This window comes from Streptomyces sp. NPDC005728 (assembly GCF_040630895.1).
Classification (GTDB): domain Bacteria; phylum Actinomycetota; class Actinomycetes; order Streptomycetales; family Streptomycetaceae; genus Streptomyces.
Window position 1 is genome coordinate 1 of sequence record NZ_JBEXYL010000160.1, and the last position, 12645, is coordinate 12645.

Sequence of the window (12645 nt, forward strand, 5' to 3'; positions counted from 1 at the left end):
TGGTCCCCGATCAACCACTCCGGGCACCTCTCCCTGTTCCCGGCCTCCGGTTTCCCGTGCCGTTCACATGCACAACAGTGGCAGGAGCCGCTGACGTGGCCCTGACGCGCCGGTGACACGAGGATCCCGGCAGGGTTCGTATGGGGGATCTCCCCGATGCGCAGGCGGGAGTTGAGCCTGCACGATGGGCGGTATGACGAAGGCACAGCCGACCAGGCGCCGAGTCCACCGGTATGACGGCCTGCGTGCCGTGGCCGTCTGCGCGGTCCTGGTCTTCAGCTCCCTGATCGCGGTTCTTCCGGCTCAGGCAGCACCACAGAGAGCGACGTCCGTGCATCCGGCCCGGCTGCGGCTGCCTGTCCCCACGGGCAGGTTCCAGGTCGGCGAGGTGGCCCTGCATCTCGCCGACACCTCACGCCGCGACCCCTGGCAAGCGGGCAAGGGCGACCGCGAGCTGATGGTCAGCGTGTACTACCCCGCGAGGCAGGCAGCCGGCCGCCCGGCCGTGCCCTACATGCTGCCGAGGGCGGCAGCCCACTTCGACACGGTGACCGCGAACGAATACCTGGGGATGGGCCTGCCGGTCGGGCAGGCCGACTGGGCGGCCACGGTCACGCATGCCTCACAGGCTGCTTGCGTCGCCGACCGTGGCAGAAAGCGGCCGGTGCTGCTCTACTCCCCGGGACTGGGCGAGCCCCGGACCTGGGGCACCACCCTGGTGGCGGACCTCGCCAGCCGAGGCTATGTGGTGGTGACGATCGACAACACCTACGAGTCCCCGGAAGTGGAGTTCCCCGACGGCTCGTTGGCCACCTTGGTGACCCCGTCCGATCCCGATGCCTTCCTCAGAAAGGCCCTCACCGTCCGGAACGCCGACACCAGCTTCGTCCTGGACCAGCTGGGCGTGCTGAACGCCGGACGGAATCCCGACGTGGACGGCCGGCCACTGCCCCGCGGTCTCGCCGGCGCCCTCGACCTGTCCAGGGTCGGCATGTTCGGCCACTCGCTGGGCGGCACCGCCACGGCCACGGCCATGGACACGGACCCGCGCATCACCGCCGGCATCGACATGGACGGCAACCTGACCACCTTCGACGGCACACCGATGCCCGTCGCCGAGCACGGGCTCGCTCGGCCGTTCCTGCTGATGGGCAAGGACGGCCCCACGGACACCGGCCCCGGCTGGGCAGCGTTCCGGGCCCACACGCCCGGCTGGAACCGTCAGCTCAGGCTGCGGGGTGCCGAGCACGCCTCGTTCACGGACGCGGAGGCCCTGCTCCCGCAGCTGGACCTGCCGCCGGCGACACGGACGCAGGACATCGGCACGATCGATCCGGCCACGGCGGTCCGCACCAACGAGGCCTATGTCTCGGGGTTCTTCGACCACTGGTTGCGCGGTCGGCACGGCCACTTGCTGGACGGTCCCTCTCCCCGGTACCCGGACATGGAGTTCGTGGAGTGACCCGCACGGCCCGACACGTGGCTCACTTGAAGTAGACGAGGATGCGGCCGGTGTTGCCGGAGTCGACCTCCCGGCGGACGTACAGCTTCCTGATGTGCTTCTGGTCGAGGAACGCGAGGACGCGAGCCTTGAGCTGTCCTGACCCCTTGCCCGGAATGATCTCCGCAACCGACTCGCCCGAGTTGTTCGCTTTGAAGACGAACTGACGCAGCGCCAGTTCGATGTCGCGGTTGTTGCGGAAGATCGGATGGAGATCGAGCGACATCATGCGGAGCCTCCTCGTTTGCGGGCGCGGTAGGCGGCTGCCTTGATCTTGTTGCCGCATGATTCCATGCCGCACCACTGGCGGCGCATGCCACGGGAGCGGTCGATGTACGTGCGGGTGCACTCGGGATTGCCGCACTCCTTGAGCAGCGGTACGTCGGGGCCGCTCAGCAGTTCCACCGCCTGCCGGGCGACGCTGGACAGGGCCGCTTCCGGTGTCGCGACCGTCCATCGCCCGGTCGCGGTGAGCTGGGGCGTCGCGGGGGACTTCCGGGCGGCCCGGTTGACTGTGGCCAGGGCTTCTTCGTCGTACGCCTCGCCGAGGCGGCGTGCCGTGACGAGGCGGTACAGGGCCTCGCGCACGGCGATGGCCTGCTCGACGTCGCCGTCCTGGCTGGGGGAGATGGCGTCCACGGTGCCGGACTCCACGTACCAGGCGTCCAGGCGCTCGGGGGACAGGAACATCTCGAAGCCCACGGTGCGGCGTGCGCGCAGGGTCGCGGCGAAGTCGAGGGCGGGGTTTCCGCAGACAAAGACGTGCTCGAGGTTCACATCACCATCCTGACAGGTGACGATTTCCGCCGCAAGCTACGCATGGCGACGTTTGCGGACTTTTCGCCAGTCTTGGTCGCCCTTCGAGCAGGTGATGCATTCGGTGGTGTCAGAAATGGTCCACATCGATGACGGCCTGCGCGAAGGCCGTGGGTGCCTCCTGCGGCAGGTTGTGGCCGATACCCGCCAGGGTGCGGTGCTCGTATGCGCCCGTGAACCTGTCCCGGTACGCGGACCCGTTGCCCGGAGCCGTGAAGGGGTCGAGCTCGGGGTCGAGGGTGATGGTCGGTACCTCGATGACCGGCCGGGCGGCGAGCTGCTTCTCGAAGCCGTCGTAGCGGCGCTCGCCGTCGGCAAGGCTCAGCCGCCACCGGTAGTTGTGGATGACGATGTCGGCGTGGTCGGGATTCTCGAAGGCCGCGGCCGTGCGCTCGAACGTGGCGTCGTCGAAGTCCCACGTCGGGGAGACGGTGTCCCAGACGAGCCTGGTCAGGTCGTGACGCTTGGCCTTGTCCTCCATGGCGCGGCGGCCCCGGTCGGTGGCGAAGTAGTACTGGTACCACCAGGCGTATTCGGCCTTGGGTGCCAGTGGCTGGAGGTTGGCCTCGAGGTTGGTGATGAGGTAGCCGCTCACCGACACCAGGGCCTTGCAGCGCCCGGGCCGGAGTGCCGCGATGATGTCGGCGGTCCGTGACCCCCAGTCGAAGCCGGCGAGCACGGCCTTCTCGATCTTCAGAGCATCCATCAGGGCGATGATGTCGAGCGCGATGGTCGACTGCTGGCCGTTCCGGAACGTCCGTGAGGACAGGAAGCGCGTCGTGCCGTGGCCCCGGAGGTAGGGGACGATCACCCGGTAGCCCTCCGCCGCCAGCAGGGGAGCCACGTCCACGTAGCTGTGGATGTCGTACGGCCAGCCGTGCAGGCAGATGACCACGGGGCCGTGGGCGGGCCCCGCTTCGGCGTAGCCGATGTCCAGCAGACCGGCCCTGACCTGCTTCAGCGGGCCGAACGACGTATGCGTACCCGAGGCGGCAGTGGGCGTCGTCGTCCTGGGTCCGTCCCCGGTGGCGGCCGAGGCGGTCGGCAGGCCCTGGAGACCTGCCGCCGATGCCGCGGCGGCGCCCGTGCCCACACTCAGTGCCTTGCCGAAGGTACGTCTCTTGATCACCTGAAGCCCTCCACACGTTTCCCGGTGCAGACCTGTGCGCGGTGCCCGCTCGGCGAGGTGTGCGCATGTGTCGACTGTCGCACGAAGTGGCGTCACCGGTCAAACCGGTGACGAATGGATCGGCAATCGAGTCGGGGGCCTTCTCGCGACCGCTCGGGAGAAGTGCGTAACGTGCCGGGCCCCGAGACGCGGGACCTTGCCGGCGCGTGAACCTTTAGTGGCGGGCCGGCCGGCAGGTCGGCAGAACGTCCCGCTCGGCGCGTGCCTGCGCCGGCAGCGGCAGCGTCCACGTGTAGGCCTCCGGGGGGAAGGCGTGCAGCCGCTTGACGAGTCGGGCTGTGGACCAGGGCCAGCAGAAGGTGTTCACGCCCGGGAGGCCGAAGTAGTAACCCGTGCGGCCGGTGGAGTTGTAGACGGTGGTGCGCAACGCCTTGTGGAGAGCCCGCTGGTGGGCTGCCTCGGCCTCGGGCTTGACGTCCAGCGCGACGTAGCCGCTGGTGCGCAGATGGGTGAGGGCGTCGGTGACGTAACGGAGTTGGGCTTCGAGGACGGTGGGTACGGCGGTGGTGCCGGTGAGCAGGTTCGGACCGATGAGCAGGAAGAGGTTGGGGTATCCGCTGACGCTGGTGCCCAGGTAGGCGCGGCGGTTGTCGGCCCAGGTCCGGGCAAGCGTGGTGCCTTTGGCGCCGTGGAGGCGGTGGGCCAGCGGGATGTCGCCGATGTGGTAGCCGGTGGCGAGGACGATGACGTCGGCACGGGTCCGCGTGCCGTCGGCACCGATGACCTCGGAACCCTCAACGGCCGTCACGCGGGTGGGGTGCAGTTGTACGTTGGGCCGGGTGAGAGCGGGGTAGTAGGTCCCGGAGGTGATCAGACGACGGCCGCCGAAGCGGTGGTGTGGAGTGAGCGCCTGGCGCAGGGCGCGGTCCCGTACTGAGGTCCGCAGATGGAGGCGGGCCAGGGCCTCCAGGGGCTTCAGCAGGCGCGGGTGGCGCAGGGGTACGCCGATGGCCTCCTGGGTCCAGTGGTGCAGTCCGCGCAGTGCACGGCGTGCTGCCGGGTGGCGTCCGAAGAAGCGGTGGAGGCCCGGAGAGAGGGCGTAGTCGGGTTTCGGGAGCACCCACTGCGGCGTGCTCTGGAAGACGTCCACGTGAGCCGCCTTCGGCTGGATCTCGGGCAGGAACTGGACGGCGGACGCTCCGGTGCCCACCACTGCGACGCGACGTCCCGTCAGGTCGGCTTCGTGGTCCCAGCGGGCGGAGTGGAAGACGGTGCCGGGGAAGGTGCCGAGGCCCGGGATGTCGGGATGGCGGGGGCGATGCCAGGGGCCGGTGGCGACGATCACGGCCCGTGCCGTGTACGCACCCGACGTGGTCTCGAGGTTCCAGCGGTGCGCGGCCGGGTCCCAGCGGCTGCTCAGCACCTCGGTGTCGTAGCGGATCGCCTTGTCCGCACCGTGTGTTGCCGCGGTGGTCTCCAAGTAGTCGAGGATCTCGGACCGGTCGGCGAAGCCCCGGCTCCAGGAGTGGGAGGCGAACGAGTACTCGTACAGCAGCGAAGGAACGTCGCATCCGCAACCGGGGTAGGTGTTGTCGCGCCAAGTCCCGCCGAGGCGACCGGACTTCTCCAGCACCGCGACGTCCTCGATCCCGGCCCGACGCAATGCGATCACGGCGGCCACGCCGGAGAGCCCGGCCCCGATGACGACGACTTCCACGTCCTGACGGCCACTGTCGGTACGTGCCCCTGTCACGGGTGCCCCCTGCCTGCCTCGTGAGCATCCCGGCCGCGCTGCCGGACCGCCCCCAACCAATCACTCAGAGCAACCGAGCCTAGGGTCGTGCGTGGTATCCGATGGCGATATGACCATCGGATACCTCGTACGAGTGATCTTGCTGGGCGGGTGATCTTCCGTAGCTTTTCCTGTGTTTCGCTGCCGGTCATGACGATGAGGGACGCACTGCCCAGGTCTCGTGCTCCGCACGCCGCCGACGACGAGCCGGGGCGGCATCTGCCGTACCCCAGTGGCTGGTTCTGTCTGGCGCGCTCACGCGAACTCGCCCCTGGCTCCGTCCTGACCCGCCGCTTCATGGACGAGGACGTCGTCCTTTACCGCACCAGCGACGGCCGGCCCCGCGGGGTGCGGCCCTACTGTCCGCACCTCGGTGCTCATCTCGGGGCGGGCGGCACCGTACAGGGCCAGAACCTGGTGTGCCCGTTCCACCGGTTCGCCTTCGCCCCGGACGGCAGTTGCGTCGGCACGCCCGAAGGGCGGCCACCCCGCGCCCGCCTGCAGCACCACACCATCAGCGAGCGCAACGGCTTCGTCTTCGCCTGGTACGAACCGGAGGGCGCCCCGCCCAGTTGGGACCTCCCGGACACCGCCCACACCGGAGTCGTGCCGACGGCTGCCTGGACCACGGAGGTGCACACCTACGCCCAGGAAATCATCGAGAACACCCTCGACTACCGGCATCTGCCCGTCCTGCACCACGTGGCCGTGCAGGAACTCGACCCGCCGACGACCCAGGGCCCCCACCTGCGCATGCGGCTGCGTCTCGGCCCCGACCGGCCCGCCGCCCTCAAACAGAGGGTTCAGGCCGACCACGCGTTCCTCATGGCGGGGCTGGGGTACCTCCGAGTCGAGCTGCCGCTGCCCTCGCTCGGCCTCGTCAGCTACCTGTGGGCCATGCACACACCGACCGGGCCCCGGCGCACCCGCATGCTGGTCGCGACGGCCTGTGCGGACCTCCGCGGACCGGACGCCGCCGCAGCGCCGCTCCCACGGCGTGGCCTGCACCGAGCCTTCGCCCGCGCGATACTGCGGACCGCGGTCGGAAAGATCCGCCAGGACCTGAGGATCTGGAACACCAAACGCTACGAGCCGCGCCCCCGCCTCGCCGCAAGCGACGAGGCCATCGGACTCTTCCGCCACTGGGCCCACCAGTTCTACCCGTCAGCCTGAGGGACGCGACGCCGGCGCACCGTCAGGGCAACGTGCGGCACAACAGGGCGTCGGGCCCCGGGCGGCTGCCGAACCGGGTGGTGAGGGCGATCCCGGCGGCGTACTCGTTCACCGCGCACTGACCCTTGTAGGCGCCGGAGGCGAAGTCGCCGCCCGCCGCACCGACGGGACGGTTGTCGGACCGGTCGAACCACACGGTGCGTCCGGTTCCCGACAGCGCGGTGCGACCCGGCGCGCACAGTGCCGCCGACACACGTTCTCCGCGCAGGCTGTAGCCGATCAGGAAGCCGCCCGGCGGGCACTGCAGCTTGGTGTACCCGGACGCCCAGTCGCCGCCCGAGGGGACGTAGCGCTCGTCCACGACGGCCGTCTGACCCGCTTCCGCGGTTCGCAGCTCGCCCGCACCGCCGTCGGTGCACAGGCCGCGACCGGCGGTGTGGCTCAGGGCGATCAGCCGCAACCCGTCCGGGCAGGCGGCCTTGTACGCCCCCGGATCCCAGTCTCCCGTGGCCCGCACCCGCAGGGACTCCACGGCGTCCCCGTGGTCGGTGCTGAGCATCCGCCAGACGGGAACGGCCGCTACGGGACCGGCCGTGCTCGGCGCGGACATCAGGTGCTGCCAGGCAGCACTGCGCCAGTCGCCGGAGTCGAGGACACCGGTGCGGTGCCCTGCGCTGTCGTAGCGCAGCAGCGCCCAGTCGTCGTGGCCCTCGAAGCCGACCAGCGGCCAGTACGCGAAGTCGGCGTCGTGGTCGGCGAAGTAGTCGGTGACGTTGCCGAACCAGGTGCGGGCTGCCGTGTTCGACTCGCTGCTCCCGATGCCGAACTCGCTGACCCAGACGGGAGCGGTGTAGTGCCGGCCGGCCTCCTCGACGAAGAACGCCTCGTCGTCGAGCGCGGCGGCCAACTGCTCACGGGTCAGGTCCTGGTAGCGGGGATCGTGGGTCTCGCCGATGCCGGTGGCGCCGCTGTGGTGGGGGCCGGTGTAGCCGTAGAAGTGGGCCGAGTAGACCAGTTTGTGCGCGTCGACAAGGGTGTGCGAGAGGGTGCGGGCAGGGGTGAGTACCGGCCGGCCGTGGGGGAGCCCGTCGACGGGTACGCCGGTCCAGTTGATGCCCTCGACGACGATGAGGAGACGGGGGTTGGCCTCGGTGAGAATGCGGTCGCCGGCGAGTTGCGCCGCGGAGTACCAGTCGTGGTTGTCGCCCAGGCCCCAGTTGGGGTCGTCGAGTACGTCGCGTCGTACCTCGTTGTACAGGTCGGCGCCGACCACGCGGGGGACGGTGGCGTAACGCCGGGCCATGAAGACCCAGTCGTCCGCCCACTGCTGTGTGGACTGTCCGCTGTTCCACCGCTCGTTGCCGTCGACCCCGCAGCACCATCGCGACGTGTTGGTGTGGTTGTTGAGGATGACGGCGAATCCGCTCTGGCTGAGCGCGTCGACGACGGCGTCGTAGATCTGCAAGGGCGTCTTGCCCCGCAGCCCGGGGTTGGCCCCCACAGCGGCGTCGGGGACCGGCGTCGTACTGTGGATCATCTCGTTGGAGAATGGCAGCCGGATGGTGTTGATCCCCAGCTCGTGGAAGTCGGCGAGAAGCCCGTCCAGGGGTACGCGGTCGAGGCCGAGCGGTATGCCGTAGGAGTTTTGGCCGGCGTGGTGGTTGGCGGGGTCGGTGATGCTGCCGCTGCCCGTCCAGGACCCTTGTGCGCCGTCCCAGTTGGCCGCCTTCAGCCGGAAACGGTTGCCCTGGCTGTCGACGATGTAGCGGCCTTGGGTCGACAGGGGCGCAGACCAGGCGGCCGATGCCGGCACCGCTGCGGGGGAGCGGGGCGTGGGGGCGGCGGACGCTGTTGCCGTCTGCGCGGCCACGAGCAGGAGGCCCGCGGCCGTTGCCGCCAGACGCAGGACAGCTGATGCAATCGACATGTGGACAGCCCTCGGTGGTCGGGGGGAGCCGCCGCCCGGATCAGAGGCAGAGGCAGTGGGTCTCCGAGGCTGTACGGTGCCCGGTGGGGCCGAGAAGGTCCAGCGAGATCCCGAAATCGTTTCGATCGGTCCCGGATATTCTCCTTCCTTTCCTTGGTGAAATCACCGATACCCCGGCGAAATCACTGATACCCCGTGCAATCAATTCCCTCATCGACCGTGCGGCCTGTGGTCCGGGTACCTGTGAACCGGCGGCCTGGCTGCCCTGGCCCCGCTGGGGGTCCTGGAGGACTATGGAAGGTGAGCGAGCAAAGGGGGCCCGTCATGAAAACCGGAGCCTCGGACTACGACGACTATCTGTACTCGCATACTCCCTCTCAGGCCGAGGGCGAGCGCGACGAGCCGGCAGAGCGGGCGGGCGTGGAGCAGCACCCGGACGTTCCCAGGACCGAGCCGTCCCAGGCGGAGGGCGAGCGGCCGCAGGACGCCTGAAGTCCATGACCAAGGCGTCCACGTGATCGAGGAAATGGGGGAGGTGCGGCTGGCCGGCACGATGGCGGCGGCCGGAGTCCCCGGTGAAGTATCCGGGATGTGAGGTTCAGGTGGCCTTCGGCCAGCCTCGCAGCAAGTCGGCGATGCGTTTGCCGGTGCAGCCAGGATCCCGGAGCAGATCGCGCAGAGCGACAGCGTCGTCCCGGGTGGGTTTGACCGGGATGCCGGAGGCCTCCAGGTACATCACGCCCGTCGCCGCGGCCACCGCCATGTTGGAGCGCTCCAGCCAGCGGCAGCGGCCGAGGATGTGCACGAGCGCGGCGGCACGGCTGTAGGGGCCGTCGTAGACGGGCGTCTCCAGCAGCTCGGCCTTGTGGCCGGCGACCGCTGCCACGGGCACCCCGTAGTCGTCGGGGGCGGGGTCCCCGGCGCCTGCGAGTTCGGCAACCTGCAGGATCCAGGGGACGTCGATGTAGAGCTCCATCACGCGGCGTGCGCCTGCGGAGGACGGCGATCTGCCTCTTCTGCCTCGTCGAACACATCCTGATGCTCATCGAGGAAGCGCCGCGCGGCGTCCAGACCTCGCTGCCTCAGCCCTTCGGCGTCCTCCCGTACGAGGCCGGCGATGTAGTCGCCGAGGCTCTGGCCCCGGTCCCTGGCCCGGCTCTCGGCCAATGCCTTGATGTCGTCATCCACGCGCGCGCCCAGCTGCGTCTTCGCCACCCTTCGATGGTAACAGCTGTTACCAGATCGTTTGGGAGCGTCCCGGATCTCTGCTGTCTCCCCCCCGGCTGCGGGCGGGGCCTACCGGCGTCGCTCGTACACCGTGACCCGTCGGCCGCGGACCTGCTCGTCCGCCACCACAGTGAAGTGTCTTTCCAGCGCGGCGGTCTTTGCCCTGTCCCGGTCCGTCAACACCGACAGGCTCGCCCCACGCGCATCAGTGACGACCAGTATGCGCTGTTGTGCCGACACGGCGGTCCGTATCCGGTTCGGACCGGCCTCCTCGCCCTTCAACGTCCCGGACTCCACAGGGCTCTCCGCCAGAGAGATGTCCCTCAGGCCGGCGAAGTCGTCGGGGGAAACCAGCGCGGTGTCGCGCCGATCCGCCGGTATGAAGAGCACCGCGTCGCCGGATCTCTTCAACTGCCGCACGTCTCTGGCCACCGCCAGGACGTCGTCCACGCGACTGGCCGGGGACCGCTTGGCCAACGACTGCGGCAACAACGCCGCCACCGCCACCACGAGTACCACCGGGACGAGCCACGGAGACGCTCTCGGGAACCGTGGCGCGGCCGACCGTACCGCCGCACCAAGTGCCGCGCCGATCAGCAGGGCCAGACCCAGCATGCTGTACAGAACGTAGCGGTCCAGGAACAGAGGCTGGATCAGGGAGATACCGATGAGGCCGAGCTGCGGCACCGCCAGCAGCGGCAGCCCGACGGCGGCCGCCGACAGCCGACCCGCCCGTGGCCGGTCCAGCAGCGCGCCCAGACCGCCGATCGCCAGCAGGGCCGCCGGACCGATCAGCATCTGCCATGTCAGCGGAGGGATCCAGTCCACCTGGCCGGACTGCCTCCGGCTGAACAGGATCAGCGGCAGCGCGCCGGCGACCGCGGCCGTCGCGGCCGCCGCCCAGCGCGTCCATACGCCGCGCCGGGCCTTTGTCCAGACCAGCGTCGCCATGTGCGCCGGCAGGATCAGCAGCGACAGCCAGTTCAGCAGGGCACATAGCAGGACCGTGCCACCGTACGCGGCCCAGCGCCCCGCTCGGTCGCGTCCCTCGAGCACGGTCACCAGCAGCAATGTCGAGATCCCCGCCCCTGCCGCGATCAGCGCGTACGGGCGGCCTTCCTGGAGATGGAACTGCACAGACGGCAGCAACCCGAACGCCAGCCCTCCTCCCACGCCCGCCCAGACCCCTGCCAGCCGGTGGCCGATGGCCGCCACACAGGCCGCCGCCACGGCCATGGCCAGTACGGAGGGCAGCCGCAGTGTCGTGGTGCTCGGCCCGAAGCATGCGAAAAGCCCGTGCATCAGCAGGTAATAGAGCCCGTGCACGGCATCGATGTTCCCCAGCACATGCCAGATGTCCGGGACGGGCCGCAGGGCCACCATCCAGGTTGCGGCTTCGTCCCGCCACACACTCTGATGCCGGGAGAGCCCCCACAGGCCAAGGGCCAGGGTCCATGGCACAGGGACCAGCCACGCGGGAATCCGGCGCCGGAGGGTGGTGATGTGGAAATTCATGAAGACGCTCTAGTCCTTGACATGGCAGTACGCAGCAAAGTCGGCCCGGGATTTTCCCGAGAAAGGCCGCTTGGCGAATGGTTGTGCGCGAAAGATTCCCTGAGCCGGCGAGAACGGGATTCAGCGACGAGGAAATCCTCGTTGATGGCGAAGGCGGCGTCTTGGTCGATCGCGGACGTGGTCATCATGGGTGCGCCGCGGAGGAGAGGCCGGGAACGCCGGACATCGCCTCGACCGCACAAGGCCGAGACGGCGCCTGGGTGTTGGACACCTACCCCCTGGGCGCCACCCGCTGTCGGTGGTCGGCCGACCGGGTGGGGCATGCCGAAAATTTACCGGAGGAGAACAATCGGAAACCAGTGATCAACGTCGTGATCACAATCACCGTCAACGCAATGAACCCCGATCTCGATCTGCTGGCGAAGTGGCATTGATCGAGCGAAATTGATGGTGTGTCAAGTTTGTCCGGACACCGGATCCTGCGGCCGTCGCCATGGGCGGCGGAGGGTCCGGCACCCGCGCCTACGTCGCCAACCGCTACCTGATGCGGATCCGGTACCGGACCGTCGTGCCCGGCGTCGCCGCCGACTTCCGCTTCGAGGTCGTAGGGCCAGTACCTCCTCACCGCCTCGAGCGAGACGTTCACCGCACAGCCCTCCTCCGGAGTCGTTCACTCCAATGGCCGTCGTGGGATACCCGGTGCCGACCCGGGGTGCGCTACTGAGGTGAAGGCGTGCCGCGCTCCGGGAGGACGTCATGAGAGACCTCCACCGTTCGCTCGAACGGTCTGCCGGTGCGCGTAGGCCGCTCGGCGAGCCGGGGAGAATCCCCGTCGTCGCGCTGCCCACGCTCGTGCCGGCCATGGCGCTTTCCGTGACGCCGCCTCGCGCGGCGGCTGCCGCGGCGCTCCATGGGCAACTGGCCAGGGTCCTGGCGGCCGCGGACCCGTGGAGTGGGCATCCGGCGCTGGTCCACTCGCTCGCCACCGTCGCGGGCCTGGCGGAGCGGCTGCGGGAGGGACTGGCCGAGGGCATGGCCCCGATCGAAGCGTCCGCCGCGCCTGCCGGCACTCCCAGCCAGCCCTACTTCCGGACCCGCACGCTGCCCCTCACCGCGCGTCAGACGCTGGTGGAAGGCCTGGGAGTCCTGGCGCGTGCCGCCGGCGACATCGGTCACGCTCCGCTCGCCGCCCATGACGTGGCGGCCGAACTGGCCGCCCTGCGCCAGGCGCTGGAGTACTGGGCCGACGCCGCGGGCGTCAGCGGCGCCGAGGCGGACATCCAGCCTCCGGCGCCACCGCCTCACGCCAGTGGTGCATTTCCGGACTGTGTGTGGGCCGAGCGGTGGCTCATCGGGCACCACTGCCGCTTCTTCCTCGAGGCGACCGCCACCGCCCTCATCACCCGCGCCGCCACCCGTGTCAGGCGCAGGCAGCCCCAGCAGGCCGCGGTGGATCTGGCCCGGGCGACCGTCTGCGTCCAGGGACTGCCCGCCGCGGTCGCTCACGCCTGCGCCCTGCCGACGGCCCACTACAGTGCCGAGATACGCCCCGGACTGGACACGCC

12 protein-coding genes and 1 pseudogene are annotated in these 12645 nt (G+C 69.7%); 5 read left to right on the plus strand and 8 right to left on the minus strand.

The window, feature by feature from the left end; genetic code table 11:
* Window positions 1-193 precede the first annotated feature (193 nt).
* Window positions 194-1462: a Tat pathway signal protein gene (locus ABZ471_RS44960; protein WP_359074949.1), complete on the plus strand. Its 1269-nt coding sequence runs from the start codon at window positions 194-196 to the stop codon at window positions 1460-1462.
* 22 nt (window positions 1463-1484) lie between these two features.
* Here the strand turns inward: ABZ471_RS44960 and ABZ471_RS44965 are convergent, their stop codons facing one another.
* From ABZ471_RS44965 to ABZ471_RS44980, 4 genes are all read right to left on the minus strand, one after another.
* The gene (locus tag ABZ471_RS44965; RefSeq protein WP_359074950.1) at window positions 1485-1730 is read right to left on the minus strand and encodes a Smr/MutS family protein; all 246 of its coding nucleotides are present in this window, start codon (window positions 1728-1730) and stop codon (window positions 1485-1487) included.
* Window positions 1727-2278 carry a CGNR zinc finger domain-containing protein gene (locus ABZ471_RS44970; RefSeq protein ID WP_359074951.1) on the minus strand — a complete coding sequence of 184 codons (552 nt, stop codon included), beginning with the start codon at window positions 2276-2278 and terminating at the stop codon, window positions 1727-1729. Before ABZ471_RS44970 ends, ABZ471_RS44965 begins: the two co-directional genes overlap by 4 nt.
* Window positions 2279-2387: 109 nt before the next feature.
* Window positions 2388-3446 carry an alpha/beta hydrolase gene (locus ABZ471_RS44975; protein ID WP_359074952.1) on the minus strand — a complete coding sequence of 353 codons (1059 nt, stop codon included), beginning with the start codon at window positions 3444-3446 and terminating at the stop codon, window positions 2388-2390.
* A 214-nt stretch (window positions 3447-3660) separates the two neighbouring features.
* Window positions 3661-5199, minus strand: a complete 1539-nt coding sequence (locus tag ABZ471_RS44980; protein ID WP_359074953.1) for an NAD(P)/FAD-dependent oxidoreductase — start codon at window positions 5197-5199, stop codon at window positions 3661-3663.
* Between the two features lie 189 nt (window positions 5200-5388).
* On the opposite strand from ABZ471_RS44980, the gene ABZ471_RS44985 reads away from it, so the two are divergent.
* A complete protein-coding gene (locus ABZ471_RS44985) occupies window positions 5389-6411 on the plus strand; it encodes a Rieske 2Fe-2S domain-containing protein (protein ID WP_359074954.1) in 1023 nt (340 codons plus the stop codon).
* A 22-nt stretch (window positions 6412-6433) separates the two neighbouring features.
* Here ABZ471_RS44985 and ABZ471_RS44990 read toward each other — a convergent pair whose 3' ends face one another.
* Window positions 6434-8338, minus strand: coding sequence for a cellulase family glycosylhydrolase (locus ABZ471_RS44990; protein WP_359074955.1), 1905 nt, complete (start codon window positions 8336-8338; stop codon window positions 6434-6436).
* A 324-nt stretch (window positions 8339-8662) separates the two neighbouring features.
* Here ABZ471_RS44990 and ABZ471_RS44995 point away from each other — a divergent pair, with 324 nt between their 5' ends.
* Window positions 8663-8830: a hypothetical protein gene (locus ABZ471_RS44995; protein ID WP_359074956.1), complete on the plus strand. Its 168-nt coding sequence runs from the start codon at window positions 8663-8665 to the stop codon at window positions 8828-8830.
* A gap of 106 nt (window positions 8831-8936) precedes the next feature.
* On the opposite strand, the gene ABZ471_RS45000 is transcribed toward ABZ471_RS44995, so the two are convergent.
* From ABZ471_RS45000 to ABZ471_RS45010, 3 genes are all read right to left on the minus strand, one after another.
* Window positions 8937-9314: a fic family toxin-antitoxin system, toxin component gene (locus ABZ471_RS45000; protein ID WP_359074960.1), complete on the minus strand. Its 378-nt coding sequence runs from the start codon at window positions 9312-9314 to the stop codon at window positions 8937-8939.
* Entirely contained in the window at window positions 9314-9553 is a 240-nt protein-coding gene (locus ABZ471_RS45005) for a hypothetical protein (RefSeq protein WP_359074957.1), read from the minus strand. Before ABZ471_RS45005 ends, ABZ471_RS45000 begins: the two co-directional genes overlap by 1 nt.
* A gap of 81 nt (window positions 9554-9634) precedes the next feature.
* On the minus strand, window positions 9635-11080 hold the full coding sequence (locus tag ABZ471_RS45010) for a hypothetical protein (RefSeq protein WP_359074958.1): 1446 nt from the start codon (window positions 11078-11080) through the stop codon (window positions 9635-9637).
* 77 nt (window positions 11081-11157) lie between these two features.
* Between ABZ471_RS45010 and ABZ471_RS45015 the strand changes: the two genes are divergently transcribed.
* Window positions 11158-11514, plus strand: a complete 357-nt coding sequence (locus ABZ471_RS45015) for a hypothetical protein (RefSeq protein WP_359074959.1) — start codon at window positions 11158-11160, stop codon at window positions 11512-11514.
* 322 nt (window positions 11515-11836) lie between these two features.
* A pseudogene (locus ABZ471_RS45020) lies at window positions 11837-12645 on the plus strand (hypothetical protein); the annotation flags it as partial.